This window comes from Ruegeria sp. YTSC002 (assembly GCF_059609845.1).
Genome location: NZ_JBXWML010000004.1, coordinates 1 through 15,459, shown reverse-complemented (window position 1 = coordinate 15,459; position 15,459 = coordinate 1). Strand labels below are relative to the sequence as shown.

The following is a 15,459-nucleotide window of genomic DNA, read 5'->3' as shown; positions in this document are numbered from 1 at the left end:
GAGTGGATTGTGCCGATTCGTTTCACTTCGCTGCATCTGATACCGAATTGGTGTCGAAGAACAGTTTCAAGGAAGTCTGGGAGGAAAAGACAGATGAAATTCCTGACAACAGCCGCAACCGCTCTGGCGCTGACAGTCACAGCCACCGCAGGCATGGCAGCCTGTGACGATGGTGAAATCGTCGTCAAGTTCGCGCATGTGACCAACACTGACAAGCACCCCAAGGGCATCGCCGCATCGCTGCTGGAACAGCGCGTCAATGATGAGATGAACGGCGTGATGTGCATGGAAGTCTATCCGAACTCGACCCTGTACAACGACGACAAGGTACTGGAAGCGATGTTGCAGGGCGACGTTCAGCTGGCCGCACCTTCGCTGTCGAAATTCGAAAAGTTCACCAAGCAGTTCCGCCTGTTTGACCTGCCGTTCATGTTCAAGAACATCGACGCAGTTGATGCATTCCAGGCTTCGGCTGATGGTCAGGCGATGAAGGACAGCATGCAGCGCCGTGGCCTTCAGGGGCTGGCCTTCTGGCACAACGGCATGAAGCAGATGTCGGCCAACAAGCCGCTGGTCGATCCGTCGGATGCAAACGGCCTGAAATTCCGCGTGCAGTCTTCGGACGTTCTGGTGGCACAGATGGAGGCCATTGGAGGCAGCCCGCAGAAAATGGCGTTCTCGGAAGTCTACGGCGCGCTGCAACAGGGGGTTGTGGATGGGCAGGAAAACACCTGGTCGAACATCTATGGCAAGAAGTTCTTCGAGGTGCAGGACGGCATCACCGAGACCAACCACGGCATCATCGACTATCTGGTCGTAACCTCTGTGGACTGGCTGGACAGCCTGGATCCGGACGTGCGTGACCAGTTCCTGACCATTCTGGCCGAAGTGACCGAGACGCGGAACAAAGAAGCCTTTGCAGTGAACGAAGCAGCCAAAGCTTCGATCATTGAAGCAGGTGGTGTCATCCGCGAGTTGACCCCGGAACAGCGTCAGGCATGGGTTGATGCGATGAAGCCGGTCTGGGAACAGTTCGCTGGTGACGTGGGTCAGGACAAGATCGACGCCGCACAGGCAATCAACGCCGGATTCTGATCCGGATAAGGCCGCGCGTCCGGGGACTGGGGAGTTATCGACGCGCAGGCCGGGCGGGCTGACGAAGCCCGTCCCAACCCTTCTCATCAATTAAAATGTGGGGACAGAGAGATGTCTGGTGCGAATTCCGGCCAAGGCGGGCTGGTCGACCATATCGAAGAAACCCTGATCGCGTGCCTGTTGGGCCTGATGACGGTCGTGACATTTGCCAACGTGATCGCGCGGTTTGTTTTCAATTCCAATATCCTGTGGGCGCTTGAATTGACGGTGTTCACTTTTGGCTGGCTGGTGCTGCTTGGCGCTTCTTATGCGGTCAAGAAACACTCTCATCTGGGTGTTGACGCGATTCTGAACATGCTGGCCCCGGCGCCGCGTCGCATTCTCGCGCTGATCGCCGTGGGGTGCTGTCTGGTGTTTTCGCTACTGTTGCTGAAAGGCGCCTACGATTACTGGGCCGTCTTCGCGGATCTGCCGCCGACATCCGGACGCTGGTTCCCGACGGGGTTCAATTTCGACGCCCGCAGCCAGAGTTTCTACGAAGTGGACGATATCCCAATGGTCGCTCCGCTGCGGTTTCTGGAAGACCTGATCAACTATGGCGAAGGGTACGAGAAGCTGCCCAAGGTTGTGCCATACCTGGTGCTGCCGGTGTCGATGTTGCTGCTGGTGATCCGGTTCGCCCAGGTTGCCGTTCAGATCTGGCGTGGTGAAACAGACCGCCTTGTTGCCAGCCACGAAGTCGAGGACGAGATCGAAGAAGTCCGCGCTCAGCAGGGAGAGCATAACTAATGGACGTCGTACTTCTTTTCTCGATGGTCATTGGCCTGTTGCTGATCGGTGTTCCGATTGCAGTTGCGCTTGGCCTCAGCTCGACTCTGTTCCTGCTGATCTACTCCGACAGTTCGCTCGCATCTGTGGCGGGCACTCTGTTCGAGGCTTTTGAAGGGCACTTTACCCTGCTGGCGATCCCGTTCTTCATTCTGGCCTCGTCCTTCATGACGACCGGCGGTGTGGCGCGGCGGATCATCCGGTTCTCGATTGCCTGTGTCGGGCATTTGCCAGGCGGTCTGGCGATTGCCGGTGTGTTTGCCTGTATGCTGTTCGCAGCACTGTCCGGGTCGTCCCCGGCGACCGTGGTCGCCATCGGCTCGATCGTCATCGCAGGGATGCGTCAGGTGGGTTACTCCAAGGAGTTCGCCGCCGGTGTGATCTGTAACGCGGGTACGTTGGGCATTCTGATTCCGCCATCCATCGTGATGGTCGTGTATGCCGCAGCCGTTGAGGTCTCGGTTGGGCGCATGTTCCTTGCAGGGGTCATCCCCGGTCTGATGGCCGGTTTGATGCTGATGATCACCATCTACGTCATGGCCAAGGTCAAGAACCTGCCCAAGGGTGAATGGAAAGGCTGGGGAGAGGTCTTTGCCTCGGCCCGTGAAGCCGGTTGGGGTCTTTTCCTGATCGTCATCATTCTGGGTGGTATCTATGGTGGTATCTTCACCCCGACCGAAGCCGCCGCAGTCGCCGCGGTCTATGCGTTCTTCATTGCCAGCTTTGTGTACAAGGACATGGGCCCGCTGAGCACGGAAGAAGGCTCACGGAACCTACCGCTGCTGAAAAAGCCCTATGCGCTGATCACGGCGTTCTTTCATCCGGACACCAAGCATACGCTGTTCGAGGCGGGCAAGCTGACGGTCACCCTGCTGTTTGTCATCGCCAACGCGCTGATCCTCAAGCATGTTCTGACCGACGAGCAAGTACCGCAGCATATTGCCGAGGCGATGCTGTCGGCGGGTCTTGGCCCGGTCGCTTTCCTGATCGTGGTGAACGTGATCCTGCTGATCGGCGGTCAGTTCATGGAACCGTCTGGCCTGCTGGTCATCGTGGCGCCCCTGGTATTCCCGATCGCTATCGAGCTGGGCATCGACCCGATCCATCTGGGTATCATCATGGTGGTCAATATGGAGATCGGGATGATCACGCCTCCGGTCGGTCTGAACCTGTTCGTGACTTCGGGCGTTGCGGGTATGCCGATGATGAGCGTTGTGAAGGCGGCGCTGCCGTTCCTGGCCGTGCTGTTCGTCTTCCTGATCATGGTGACGTATATTCCGTGGATTTCGACCTTCCTGCCCAACACGTTCATGGGCCCCGAGATCATAACGAACTAGCAGGAAAAACCCGTTCCGAACCGGCGCGCCGGTTCGGAACCCTCAGGTCGGGTGGCCGTATTTCGCCAGATAGTCCCTGACCCACCGGATGCCTCCGTACGCCCGCCGCCGGCGCGCGCCCCAGGATCCGATGTCGTCATTGACAAGTTCGTGCGGATTGGGCCGTCCGTTGAAGATCACGATCTTGGGGCGTCGCGGCAGTTTCCGGTATGGCTTGTAGATCAGGCCGAACGGCCAGTACGGCACCAGGTGAATCAGGCCGGTGCACCAGTTCTTGGGGAAACACCGGCGTTTGTAGGCCTGGGCCGAGATATAGTCCTGGTCGTTTTCGTATTTCGGCAAATGGATGTCACCGTCAAAGGCGTCGAACAGGTGGAACTGCTCCGACGGGAAAAAGGCCACCACGGAGGAATTGCCACGGGTGACCTTGTTCATCAGCCACGGCACAAGGTCCCAGACGCCAGCCGGAATCATCCGCCAGACGAAGCCCCGGAACTTGGGCATAAGATACAGCCCGCCCTTGTCCAGCGTAATCTGGAACAGCGGATCGAGATTACCGGTGATCAGCAGGTCGAGGTCCAGGAACAGTGCCGCATCGTATTGGCCGACGATCCGGCGGTCGAACATCTGAAGCTTGGGCCATTTTCCATGCGCCCACAGCGGGCGGTCCAGCTGGGGAAAGGCAAAGGGCTGCTGTTTGATGCCGGGTTCGAGCCCCGTGAAATCATCGGAAATACAGATGAAATCATGTTCAAGCGACAGGTTGTCCTGAACCGCCCTGTACAGCAGGTTCACGTATTCGGGGCCATAGGCATCGCCCCATTTCATGCAGATGACACAGACTTTCATTGTTTCCGGTCCCAGGTTTCGGGTGATCGTACGGCCAGGCCGCATTCAAGTGGCAGTAGATGGGTCAGGCCTGTTCGAGCGCCGAGATGATGCCCGAGAAATCACGGGCCTTCAGACTGGCCCCGCCGACCAGCGCACCGTCCACGTTCGACACGCCGAAAATTTCGGCCGCATTGCCGGGTTTCACAGAACCGCCATAAAGCAGGCGGACGGAACGGCCCACACCTTCGCCAAAGCGGCGCTCCAGTCGGGCGCGCATGAAGTCGTGAACTTCCCCGATTTCTTCCAGGGTGGGAACTTTGCCGGTGCCAATTGCCCAGATCGGTTCATACGCGACGATCAGGTTCTCGCCGGTCGACTGATCCGGGATCGACCCGGACATCTGGCCGCCGATGATGTCGAGCGTATTGGCCGCTTCGCGCTGCTCAAGGCTTTCGCCGACGCAGATGATCGCTTTCAGCCCGGCATCCATCGCTGCGCGCGCCTTGGCCCGCACATCCTCGTCATGTTCTCCGTGGTCCACACGGCGTTCGGAATGGCCCAGGATGACCGATGTTGCACCGGCATCCACCAGCATATCCGCACTGATATCTCCGGTATGCGCGCCTGATTTTTCGGCATGACAGTCCTGACCACCGACAGAGATGGCAGTGCCCTGAACGGCAATTGATGCGCGGCTGAGCAATGTGGCCGGCGGGCAAATCAGGATATCTACCGATGCCGCCGGGTGGATCTGAGACAGTGCCTTCAACTCGGTCAGCTCAGCGCCGGTCCCATTCATTTTCCAGTTCCCAGCCGCCAGTTTCTGCCGCATTTCGGTATCTCCCTGATCATCCGATGATTTTGGGATGCGGATAGCATTGTCAGGACCATCTTACAATTCTGCTCGCAGGTTGATCCCGGGCGGAAAAATCGAAGATCGGTCCGCATGCGACGTTCAATTGAAAGGTAATGAGGCGGGCTTAGCCTTGTTGGGCGATGTTTTCATCGAACTTGATCGATTCTCCGCAGCCGCAGGCATCGACGACGTTCGGGTTCTTGAATTTGAAGCCGGCTTCCAACAACGACACTTCGTAATCGATCTCGGTTCCGAACAGGAACATCTGGGCCATGGGCGCAATCATGATGCGCGCGCCATCCTGTTCGACGACTTCATCATGAGGATCTGCCTGATCGACATATTCCATGGTGTATTCCATGCCTGCACAGCCGCCTTTTTTGACGCCGATGCGCAAACCAGCGTGACCGCCTGATTTCATCAGGCGGGTAATCTGCTCTGCGGCTTTGGGCGTCATGGTCACAGCCTGTTTGCCGGGGATGCCGAACATGTAAGTCTCCGTTGTCGCGCGTTACACCCAATCTAGGGTCCAAGGCTCTTATGCTCAAGGCAATGAAGCGCAAAGAATCCGAATTCGCTGTAAAGCTCTGGTGTGTCCGCGCAGCCGATCCGCAAACTTGCTTTGATGCACGATGCAGGAGTAGCATTGGCCCAATGGATTGATGACCCTTCATTTGGGCGCTCGTGCAGAAAGAAAGAGAAATAAAATGAATAAGTTAACTGTCGATATTAAGGCATCAACGCTCATGATGGCACTGGTTTCCATGACCGCCTGTGTGGTGTCTGTCGAGGCTTTGGCAGCCACGGGATCAGAACGGCATCCGGTGAATTGCGCAACGGCGGAAGGGGATCTGCGTGCGATTGCATCGGAAAAGAAACATGCGGAAGACAAACAATTGGAAAGCATTGCTGCCATAACTCCTGCCGGTGCTCTGTTGGGGCTGGTCACGGGGACCGAGCAAAAAAGGCTGCAAATGCTGTCAGGTGACTACATCAAGCAACTGGACGCCAGAGCGGCAGAGATCAAGGAAACCTGCAAACTGAATTGATCGCCGTTGTCGGAACGGCAAATGAAAAAAGGACCGTTCTCGGGCAAGAACGGCCCATGTTCTTGAGCTGGGACGCGGGGGGCGGTCATGGCATACCCAGCCGATGGCACAGCAAACGCGAATGCCACCGTCAGATGTTATCCGTCAGGAATGTGACAGGGACTGCATGATAAGGTGACGAAAATGCCAAAGTTTCGTGACAGTTGGCTGGGGCCTGTGCCGGATGGCTACATAAAGCCCAATTCTAGGCGCGCCTCATCTGACATCATCTCCATGCCCCAGGGCGGTTCCCAGGTCAGTTCGACATCAACTTCCTTGACGCCCGCAACAGGCTCAATGGCCTCGACAATCCAGCCGGGCATGTCGCCCGCGACCGGACATCCGGGTGCTGTCAGGGTCATGATGACCTTCACTGCGTTGTCCGGAGAAATGTCGATCGTATAGATCAGGCCCAGGTCATAGATGTTGACCGGAATTTCCGGATCGTAAACCGTGCGGCACGCTTCGACGACAGCCTCGTAAAGCGGGTGTTCAATCGTTGACGGCGCAATCAGCGGGGTGCCTTCAAACTGTTCGCTCGGGTGGGTCATCTTTGCCTCGGGTCAGTTGCCTGAGTGATTATATAGGGAATACCTGCAACAGCGTCCAGTGGGGGAGTGACGCTCGGGTGAGCGTCACTGTGTCTTAGTCGTTGATGTCATGCGTGAAGGTTTTGACCTGACCATGCGGCAAGGCAAACAGCCTGCGCAGGACAAGCCATGCGATCAACGAAAGAACTGCGAAGATCAGCGCGAGAACATGCAACGATACTGTCATGCCGGGGATGACCAGGATTAGACCGGTAATCGCGGCCCCGATCGCAAAGCCCAGAAAGATGAACCCGGGCAGAACGATTTCCAGGATCCCCAGAGCCAGCGCGGCCGCCAGCCAGATCCACCAGGTCAGCCAAAAGGGATCAGCCATCATCTACCTCCTTTGAGCATTTTGAACGCGTCACCAAAGGCTTCGAGTGCATTGGCAGGCACAACTATGGTCTGCTTGCCGGAACCGTTGCCCAGTGCATTAAGGGCCTCAACCTGCTTCAGCGCAACCTGATACTGTGCCGCTTCTATGCCATTGTCCTGAATTGCCTTGGCAACAACGCCGGTCGCATAAGCTTCGGCCTCGGCCTGAATGCGGCGGGCCTTGGCTGTTTGCTCGGCGGCATACAACTCGGCATCGGCCTGTAGCTCGACCGAGCGTTTCAGACCTTCGGCCTCGGTCACCTGCGCGCGGCGGGCGCGTTCTGCGTTCAGCTGTTGCAGCATGGCATCGCGGGTGGCCTGATCCAGATTCACATCCAGAATCTCGGCACGGGTCACTTCGATTCCCCAATCATCCACTGCGGTTTCAACGCTTTCCTGAATGCGTGAAATCAGTTGCGATCGGTTCGATTGTACTTCGTCGAGATCCATCTTGCCAATCTCGGCCCGGACAATGCCAGCAACGGTGGTTGCAATCGCACCATCAACATCGCGGATTCGATAGACTGTCTTTTCCGGCTCGAGAATGCGGTAAAAGACTGAGGTGTCGATCTGCACAAGAACGTTGTCCTTGGTGATCGCGTCTTGCGTCGCGTTCGGCAACTGGCGTTCAAGGATCGAGATCTTGTGGCGGGCAACGTCCAGAAACGGAACAATGAAATTGATGCCGGGGCCAAGCACCGAATGCAGTCTTCCAAACCGTTCAACCACATATTTTTCCGATTGCGGAACGATCTTAATGCCCTTGAAAATAACGATGACCACCAGCACGGCGGCCAGCAGGTAAATGATGTTTGACGAAAGCAGTCCGATGATCTGATCTTCGGTCATTCTGTCCTCTTTTTATTGTGTACTATGGTATACATATGGGAATTGAGTCGCGGGTTTTCAACTCTGGTATGGAGGGAAAACCGCCAGATGCAAACGCCTCACTATGGGAATTCAGCATTGAGCTGAACTGCTGTGACTGCTTTGCATCCCGGCTTGTTTGCGGTATCGGGCGGGGATGAAATTGATTATCGATACGGATCCCGGCATCGACGATGCCATGGCGATCGCCTATGCCGCCGCTGCGTCTGAATTTGACCTGATCGGCCTGACCACGGTGTTCGGCAATACACATGTTCAACAATCCAGCCGCAATGCCCGTTTCCTGCTGGACAAGCTGGGCTTGGACCTTCCTGTGGCAGAAGGCGCGCCTTTCCCGCTGGGGGCTGACATGCACGTCCCCTCGGACCATGTCCACGGCCCTGAAGGGTTTGGCGATCTGATCGAAATTCCCCAGATCGGACGGAACCATGATCTTCCTGCCGCAGAGTTTCTGGCCGAGATGGCCCGGATGCACAAAAAGGAATTGGTCGTGTGTGCGGTCGGACCACTGACCAACATTGCCAACGCCATGCGATTGGACCCGGAGTTTGCCGGTAATCTTGGCCGGTTGGTGATCATGGGCGGTGCCGTCTACTGCAAGGGCAACGTTACCGACCATGCAGAAGCCAACATCTATCACGATGCGGTTGCCGCGGATGAGGTCTTTTCCGCACCGCCCGAGACCGTGCTGGTTGGTTTGGACGTTACCCTGAAAACGCTGTACGAGACCGCAGATTTCGAAGCCTTGGCGCTAAAATCGCCCGGCATGGGGTCTTTTCTGCGCGATATCTCTCGTTTTTACCTGAAATTCTATAAAGAAATCGGCGGATTGGAAGGGTGCGGGCTGCATGATTCAACCGCCGTGATCGCCTGTTCGCACGGGGCCATGTTCGACATGGTCGAAACCGGGCTGCGTGTCGTGACGGAAGGCGACCGGATAGGTGCGACGCAACCTGACTCGGATCGTCCTTTGGTTCGTGTGTGTCGCGATGTGGATGGGGCAGGGGTCGTGCGTCTGTTTACCGAACGTGTTGCGTCCTTGCCCTGACGGGTTGCAAAGACCGATCGGATCGGGCAAATCCTGCCCGGTTCGGCGATCCGAGGCGATGACATGACCCAGCAATTCTCTTTCAAGCTCAAGGCCACAGACGGCAAGGCCCGTACCGGTGTTATCAACACACCGCGTGGCGAAGTGCGTACACCTGCCTTCATGCCAGTTGGTACCGCGGCGACGGTCAAGGCGATGATGCCCGAAAGCGTCCGGGCCACAGGGGCCGATATTCTGCTGGGCAACACCTATCATCTTATGCTGCGTCCCACGGCCGAACGGATTGATCGTCTGGGCGGGTTGCACAAATTCATGAACTGGGACCGTCCCATTCTGACGGACTCGGGGGGATTTCAGGTCATGTCGCTTGCCGGTTTGCGCAAGCTGACCGAAAAGGGTGTGACCTTCAAATCCCATATCGATGGGTCGAATCACGAGCTGACGCCGGAACGGTCAATGGAGATTCAACGCCTTCTTGGTTCCGATATCGTGATGTGCTTCGACGAATGCCCTGCATTGCCTGCAAATCGCGACCGGATCGCCGAATCCATGCGTTTGTCGATGCGTTGGGCCGAGCGGTCCCGTGACGCATTCGGGGATCGCCTGGGGCATGCTCTGTTCGGTATCATGCAGGGTGGTCTTGAGCAGGACCTGCGGGAAGAAAGCGCCGAGGCGTTGAAGAGCATCGGCTTTGAAGGCTACGCCGTTGGCGGTCTGGCGGTGGGCGAGGGGCAGGAGGCCATGTTCGACTGTCTCGATTATGCGCCTGGTTTCCTGCCCATGGACAAGCCGCGTTACCTGATGGGCGTTGGCAAACCGGATGACATAGTCGGAGCAGTGGCGCGCGGGATCGACATGATGGATTGCGTCTTGCCCTCCCGCTCGGGTCGGACCGGTCAGGTGTTCACCCGCTATGGCGTGGTGAACATCAAGAACGCGCGCCATGCGGACGATCCGCGCCCGCTGGATGAAAACTGTTCGTGCCCGGCCTGCGCGAATTACTCACGCGCCTACCTGCACCATGTGTTCCGCGCCAACGAGATGATCTCGGGTATGTTGCTGACCTGGCACAACCTTCATTACTTTCAGGAAATCATGCAGGGGATGCGGGACGCGATCGCTGAGGGCACCTTTGATGCGTGGCAGGCCGCGTTCCATGCGCAACGCGCGCAGGGCGATATCGAGCCCCTGTAACCTGCCCATTCGGGTGACATTTGCGTGGTTTTCCGGTATTCTGAAACAACTTTGTTCAAAGTTGTTTTTGTTTGTGGCCCGGAGAGTTTTTCATGTTTCGCCTTTTCCTCGGCGCAGTTGTTTTTTGCGCCACCCCTGCAATTTCAGACGTCTGGACTTTTGAAACCCCATCCGAAAACATTCAGTGTTCAGTGGGAGAAAGCGCGGATTCATCGGACATCCAGTGCACGATTATTGAGAAATACGGCCCGCCTGCGATGCCGCGCCCCGCGAACTGTCGAACTGACTGGGGGCATGATTTCCTGATGTTCGATACCGGCCCAGTGGAAATGCTGTGCCAGCCGCTGAACCGGAACCGGGACGGATTTGACCGTGCGGAATACGGTTTCACCGGTCGGTTCGGAGGATTCACCTGCGCCTCTTCCACGAAAGGTCTGGAATGTCGCAACCGGGACGGCCACGGGTTTTTTCTGTCTCGGGCGGTGCAGCGGGTGTTCTGACCCTGGAATTGCGCATTGCATATGCATGTCACACGAAATTCGGTGGATATGTCCCCGGGACATCTTGCAGTCCCGAAAACCTCGGTTCATGCTGCGACGCATTACATGGCGGTAAGGTTGAAAAAGGGCGATGAGGCCCCACCTTTATCGTCCAAGACAGGAGATGGCCGGATGTTGCCTCGATGAGGGACAAGCGCCATCTTGCCAACGATAAGGATAGAGCATGCAAGAGCCTCTGAACTCCTCATACCCCGTTCTGCCGCTGCGCGATATTGTGGTGTTCCCGCATATGATCGTGCCGCTCTTCGTGGGCCGAGACAAATCCGTCCGCGCGCTGGAAGAGGTGATGCAGGACGACAAGCAAATTCTGTTGTCCAGCCAGATTGATCCGGGCGTCGATGACCCGGATGAGGACGGTATTTACCGGTCCGGCGTCCTGGCCAATGTGCTGCAACTGCTGAAACTGCCCGACGGCACCGTCAAAGTGCTTGTCGAAGGACAGGCGCGCGTGCAGATCACCGAGTTTCTTGAAAACGATGAGTTTTTCGAAGCGCGGGCGGAATATCTGACCGAGATTCCGGGTGACGTCACCACGACTGAAGCCCTGTTGCGCACCGTCGCGGACGAGTTCGAACGCTATGCCAAGGTGCGCAAGAACATCCCTGAAGAAGCGCTGACGGCTGTGGGTGAAACCACCGAGCCGGCAAAACTGGCCGACCTTGTGTCGGGCCATCTGGGCATCGAGGTCGAACAAAAGCAGGATCTGCTGGAAACACTCAGCGTCAGCGAGCGGCTTGAAAAAGTCTATGGTCTGATGCAGGGCGAAATGTCGGTCTTGCAGGTTGAGAAAAAGATCAAGACCCGCGTCAAAACCCAGATGGAGAAGACGCAGCGCGAGTATTATTTGAATGAGCAGATGAAGGCCATTCAGAAAGAGCTTGGCGATGGTGAGGACGGCGCGAATGAGATCGCCGAACTGGAAGCCAAGATTGCCGAGACCAAGCTGTCGAAGGAAGCGCGCGAGAAGGCCGAAGGCGAGCTGAAGAAGCTCAAGAACATGTCGCCCATGTCGGCCGAAGCAACCGTGGTGCGCAATTATCTGGATTGGATTCTGTCTTTGCCGTGGGGCACCAAATCCCGCGTCAAAAAGGACTTGGCGCGCGCGCAGGACATTCTGGACGCCGATCACTATGGCCTTGAGAAGGTCAAGGAGCGGATCGTTGAATATCTGGCCGTTCAGCAGCGTTCGAGAAAGCTGAAAGGCCCGATCATGTGCCTCGTGGGCCCTCCGGGCGTGGGTAAGACCTCGCTTGGTAAGTCCGTTGCGCGGGCGACCGGGCGCGAATTCATTCGTATCAGCTTGGGTGGTGTGCGCGACGAATCCGAGATCCGCGGCCACCGCCGAACCTATATCGGCTCGATGCCCGGCAAGATCATTCAGGCGCTTAAAAAGGCGAAAACCACGAACCCGCTCATTCTGCTCGATGAGATCGACAAGATGGGGCAGGACTTCCGTGGTGATCCGGCTTCGGCGATGCTGGAAGTGTTGGACCCGGAACAAAACAGCACGTTCATGGATCACTACCTTGAGGTCGAATATGACCTGTCCAATGTGATGTTCCTGACCACGTCCAACAGCTACAACATGCCAGGGCCACTGCTGGACCGGATGGAGATCATTCCTCTGGCCGGCTATACCGAGGATGAAAAGCGCGAGATCGCCAAGCAACACCTGATCGCCAAACAGGTCAAAAACCACGGTCTGAAAGACAAGGAATTTGAACTGACCGACGAGGCGCTGACCGCGATCATCCGGTTCTACACCCGCGAAGCCGGCGTGCGGAACCTCGAGCGTGAAATCGCCAAAGTGGCACGGAAGGCGCTGACCAAGATCATCAAGAAAGAGACGGAATCCGTTACGGTCACGCCTGAGAACCTCGATGAGTTCCTGGGTGTGCCGAAATTCCGTTACGGTCTGGCCGAGCAGGACGATCAGGTCGGTGTCGTGACCGGTTTGGCCTGGACCTCGGTCGGGGGCGATCTGCTGCATATCGAGGCGCTGAAGCTGCCCGGTAAGGGTCGGATGAAGACAACCGGCAAGCTGGGTGATGTGATGAAAGAATCCATCGATGCGGCATCGTCTTATGTGCGGTCGATTTCTCCGAAGATCGGAGTGAAGCCGCCGCAGTTCGACAAGATCGACATCCACGTGCACGTGCCCGATGGCGCAACGCCCAAGGATGGTCCGTCGGCTGGTCTGGCGATGGTGACTTCGATTGTCTCGGTTCTGACAGGTATTCCTGTTCGTAAGGACATCGCCATGACGGGCGAGGTCTCGTTGCGCGGGAACGCAATGCCAATTGGCGGCTTGAAAGAGAAACTGCTGGCTGCGTTGCGCGGCGGTATCAAGACGGTCCTGATCCCGGAAGAAAACGAAAAGGACCTGGCGGATATTCCGGACAATGTGAAGGAAGGCTTGAAGATCATCCCGGTCAAGCACGTCTCGGAGGTTCTTGAGCATTCTCTGGTTCGTACACCGGAACCGGTTGAATGGGACGAAGCCGCCGAGGAGGCCGCCGCCGCAGCAGCAGCCTCGTCAGAGGCGACGGGACCCTCGGCCACGGCACATTAAGCAGATTGAGCGAATGAAAAAGGCGGGGCGAATGCTCTGCCTTTTTTACAATCCAATGACCGGTTGCTTTGGATCAAGTATTTCTTCTTCCGCTATGTATTCCTTGAACTTTTTAGGTGGCAGAGCCGAACGAACGGCAAGTACGAATATGATCGACGAAAACAGGATGCAAAGCAGAAGGTCCCACCCAAACGGGATCTGCTTCAACGATCCGGCTCCGAATTGCCCAAGGAATGAGATCAACCCAAGACCTGAGAAATAAGGCACAAGCCACAGGGCCTCGGTAACGTCCATTTCGTCCAAACGTCCCCGGAACCGGATCAGCAACAGAATACTGCCGACAATCAGCGCGATGCCAAGCCGCCAGACCGTGTCCCATCCGCTCCAATAGACGATCAGCGTGGCGATGGCGAAAGCGGACAGCGCGACAAGACGCACGGCCGGTATTCGGATCGATCTGGGATGATCTGGCAACAGGTTTCTCAGGCAAACCACGGCTATTGGCCCGACGGCAAATGACAAAACGATGGCTGCACCGTTCAGGGCAATGACGGTGGTAAAGGGTACTGTCAGCAGGAAAACCGTTCCGATCAGAAAGTTCAGCGCCAGCGCCCACAGCGGAACCCCGAATGACGACAATGTCTGCAACCGTCTGGGCAGGAAACCGTTTTTTGAAAGGGCGAGGGCGATACGGGCGTTCGACCCGGTTGCGACCAGCCCGTTGCCAAAGGGGCCTATCACGGATCCGACATTCAGCAGGCTCAGAAACCAGACCAGCCCGACAGACATGATGATGGCGTCCAGTGGTCCTTCGCCCCCAAAGCTCAACTGCGCCCATCCTTTGGACAGCATGGATGGGTCCAGCGCACCGATGAAGGCCACTTGCAGACCAAGGTAGATGAAGGCGCAAAGAACAATCGACAACACCAATGCGGCCGGAATCGCGAACTTTGGATTTCGAACTTCGCCAGCCATATCAACCACATGGCGAAAGCCAATGAATGAAAAAATAACGCCCCCGGTTGAAACGGCGGCCATGATACCCTGCGCGCCGTAGGGCGCAAACCCTTCCGGTTGCGTGAAGTTCTCGTTGTTGAACCGGCTTGCGACAAGAACAACGGACAGGACAACAGGGATGGCGATCTTGGCCCAGGTCAGCGCTGCATTGACGCGCGTGAAGAACTTGACCCCAAGCGCATTCACCGCGACGAACAGCAGCATGAAAACCAGCGCGACGAAAACACCCGCCCCGGTCAAGCCACCTGTCTCGGCCGTATGCAACCAAGGCGCATACGGCGCCAGGTATTTCAGCATGGCTTCGACTTCGATGGGTGCTGTGGTGTTGTAGCCGATCCAGGCAGTCCATCCCATGGCCATCGAAACGATGTTGCCATGCGAAAAATGTGGCACGCGCGCGATCCCTCCGGGAATGGGCAGCATGGCGGAAATCTCTGCGAAGGTGATGGCCAATATGAACATGGCAACCGCGCCGATTATCCACGAGATCGTGGCCGCAGGCCCGGCATGCTGAACCGCCAGAAGGGGGCCGAACAACCAGCCCGAACCGATGATTCCTCCGACTGAGATGAAGGTCAGTCCCAGCAGGCCGATGTCGCGCTTCAACCCCGTCATGGTGATCTCAGCCTTTGCGTGTGGCCTGTTGTCGGGCCAAATAGGGCACGATAGCCGCCGAACGCGTGACATGGCAAGCCCGCTGGTTCCAAGCGAAAATCCGAAAAGGGGGTGGTGGGTGATAAGAGATTTGAACTCCTGACATCTTCGATGTGAACGAAGCGCTCTACCACTGAGCTAATCACCCATGACACGCGGTAATATCTTCCCCGGGGGTGCGCTGCAAGCGAAATTGAACAATTCGCGAGGGCAAAAAACAGCGGGCAAACAAAAAACTGGATTCTGACAAAAAACTGCAAAACGCCGCTTGACGCTGCCCGACCGTGGCCATAATACACCCAAACGTTCAGCAATGAACATGCAGCGGGCGGTTGTAGCTCAGTTGGTTAGAGTACCGGCCTGTCACGCCGGGGGTCGCGGGTTCGAGCCCCGTCAACCGCGCCATCGCTGCCAACCTTGGTCCAGGATAAAGGCCATGAAATAGATGCGCGGTTGTAGCTCAGTTGGTTAGAGTACCGGCCTGTCACGCCGGGGGTCGCGGGTTCGAGCCCCGTCAACCGCGCCA

General features: G+C 57.0%; 15 protein-coding genes and 3 tRNA genes. 10 read left to right on the top strand and 8 right to left on the bottom strand.

Annotated elements, in window-relative coordinates:
- Positions 1-93: 93 nt before the first annotated feature.
- The 3 genes from AC2FFD_RS09685 (at position 94) to AC2FFD_RS09675 (ending at position 3,260) form a co-directional block, all read left to right on the top strand.
- Positions 94-1,095 carry a DctP family TRAP transporter solute-binding subunit gene (locus tag AC2FFD_RS09685; RefSeq protein WP_496872940.1) on the top strand — a complete coding sequence of 334 codons (1,002 nt, stop codon included), beginning with the start codon at positions 94-96 and terminating at the stop codon, positions 1,093-1,095.
- Positions 1,096-1,206: 111 nt separating this feature from the next.
- A complete protein-coding gene (locus AC2FFD_RS09680; RefSeq protein WP_152457843.1) occupies positions 1,207-1,884 on the top strand; it encodes a TRAP transporter small permease in 678 nt (225 codons plus the stop codon).
- Positions 1,884-3,260 carry a TRAP transporter large permease gene (locus AC2FFD_RS09675; protein WP_170344513.1) on the top strand — a complete coding sequence of 459 codons (1,377 nt, stop codon included), beginning with the start codon at positions 1,884-1,886 and terminating at the stop codon, positions 3,258-3,260. The genes AC2FFD_RS09680 and AC2FFD_RS09675 overlap by 1 nt, the downstream gene beginning before the upstream one ends.
- Before the next feature lie 42 nt (positions 3,261-3,302).
- Here the strand turns inward: AC2FFD_RS09675 and AC2FFD_RS09670 are convergent, their stop codons facing one another.
- From AC2FFD_RS09670 to AC2FFD_RS09660, 3 genes are all read right to left on the bottom strand, one after another.
- On the bottom strand, positions 3,303-4,109 hold the full coding sequence (locus AC2FFD_RS09670; RefSeq protein ID WP_170344512.1) for a hypothetical protein: 807 nt from the start codon (positions 4,107-4,109) through the stop codon (positions 3,303-3,305).
- Between the two features lie 64 nt (positions 4,110-4,173).
- A complete protein-coding gene (gene tpiA, locus AC2FFD_RS09665; RefSeq protein ID WP_496872939.1) occupies positions 4,174-4,923 on the bottom strand; it encodes a triose-phosphate isomerase in 750 nt (249 codons plus the stop codon).
- A 148-nt stretch (positions 4,924-5,071) separates the two neighbouring features.
- Positions 5,072-5,437, bottom strand: a complete 366-nt coding sequence (locus tag AC2FFD_RS09660; protein WP_170344510.1) for a HesB/IscA family protein — start codon at positions 5,435-5,437, stop codon at positions 5,072-5,074.
- Positions 5,438-5,609: 172 nt separating this feature from the next.
- Here AC2FFD_RS09660 and AC2FFD_RS09655 point away from each other — a divergent pair, with 172 nt between their 5' ends.
- The gene (locus tag AC2FFD_RS09655) at positions 5,610-5,996 is read left to right on the top strand and encodes a hypothetical protein (RefSeq protein WP_496872938.1); all 387 of its coding nucleotides are present in this window, start codon (positions 5,610-5,612) and stop codon (positions 5,994-5,996) included.
- Positions 5,997-6,223: 227 nt separating this feature from the next.
- Here the strand turns inward: AC2FFD_RS09655 and AC2FFD_RS09650 are convergent, their stop codons facing one another.
- From AC2FFD_RS09650 to AC2FFD_RS09640, 3 genes are all read right to left on the bottom strand, one after another.
- Complete coding sequence (locus tag AC2FFD_RS09650) at positions 6,224-6,586, bottom strand: SUF system Fe-S cluster assembly protein (RefSeq protein ID WP_152457849.1); 363 nt, start codon at positions 6,584-6,586, stop codon at positions 6,224-6,226.
- Between the two features lie 94 nt (positions 6,587-6,680).
- Positions 6,681-6,959 carry an NfeD family protein gene (locus AC2FFD_RS09645; protein ID WP_170344509.1) on the bottom strand — a complete coding sequence of 93 codons (279 nt, stop codon included), beginning with the start codon at positions 6,957-6,959 and terminating at the stop codon, positions 6,681-6,683.
- Complete coding sequence (locus tag AC2FFD_RS09640) at positions 6,959-7,849, bottom strand: SPFH domain-containing protein (protein ID WP_170344508.1); 891 nt, start codon at positions 7,847-7,849, stop codon at positions 6,959-6,961. Before AC2FFD_RS09640 ends, AC2FFD_RS09645 begins: the two co-directional genes overlap by 1 nt.
- A gap of 175 nt (positions 7,850-8,024) precedes the next feature.
- Here AC2FFD_RS09640 and AC2FFD_RS09635 point away from each other — a divergent pair, with 175 nt between their 5' ends.
- The 4 genes from AC2FFD_RS09635 to lon all read left to right on the top strand — a co-directional run bounded on the left by AC2FFD_RS09635 (position 8,025) and on the right by lon (position 13,262).
- Positions 8,025-8,936, top strand: coding sequence for a nucleoside hydrolase (locus AC2FFD_RS09635; protein WP_496872937.1), 912 nt, complete (start codon positions 8,025-8,027; stop codon positions 8,934-8,936).
- A 63-nt stretch (positions 8,937-8,999) separates the two neighbouring features.
- Positions 9,000-10,130, top strand: a complete 1,131-nt coding sequence (gene tgt / locus AC2FFD_RS09630; RefSeq protein WP_496872936.1) for a tRNA guanosine(34) transglycosylase Tgt — start codon at positions 9,000-9,002, stop codon at positions 10,128-10,130.
- A 92-nt stretch (positions 10,131-10,222) separates the two neighbouring features.
- A complete protein-coding gene (locus AC2FFD_RS09625) occupies positions 10,223-10,630 on the top strand; it encodes a DUF6636 domain-containing protein (RefSeq protein WP_496872935.1) in 408 nt (135 codons plus the stop codon).
- A gap of 223 nt (positions 10,631-10,853) precedes the next feature.
- Positions 10,854-13,262 carry an endopeptidase La gene (gene lon / locus AC2FFD_RS09620; RefSeq protein WP_496872934.1) on the top strand — a complete coding sequence of 803 codons (2,409 nt, stop codon included), beginning with the start codon at positions 10,854-10,856 and terminating at the stop codon, positions 13,260-13,262.
- Positions 13,263-13,307: 45 nt separating this feature from the next.
- On the opposite strand, the gene AC2FFD_RS09615 is transcribed toward lon, so the two are convergent.
- On the bottom strand, positions 13,308-14,894 hold the full coding sequence (locus AC2FFD_RS09615; protein WP_496872933.1) for an APC family permease: 1,587 nt from the start codon (positions 14,892-14,894) through the stop codon (positions 13,308-13,310).
- Between the two features lie 112 nt (positions 14,895-15,006).
- Positions 15,007-15,081, bottom strand: a tRNA-Val gene (locus tag AC2FFD_RS09610).
- A 180-nt stretch (positions 15,082-15,261) separates the two neighbouring features.
- On the opposite strand from AC2FFD_RS09610, the gene AC2FFD_RS09605 reads away from it, so the two are divergent.
- A tRNA-Asp gene (locus AC2FFD_RS09605) sits at positions 15,262-15,338 on the top strand.
- 44 nt (positions 15,339-15,382) lie between these two features.
- Positions 15,383-15,459, top strand: a tRNA-Asp gene (locus tag AC2FFD_RS09600).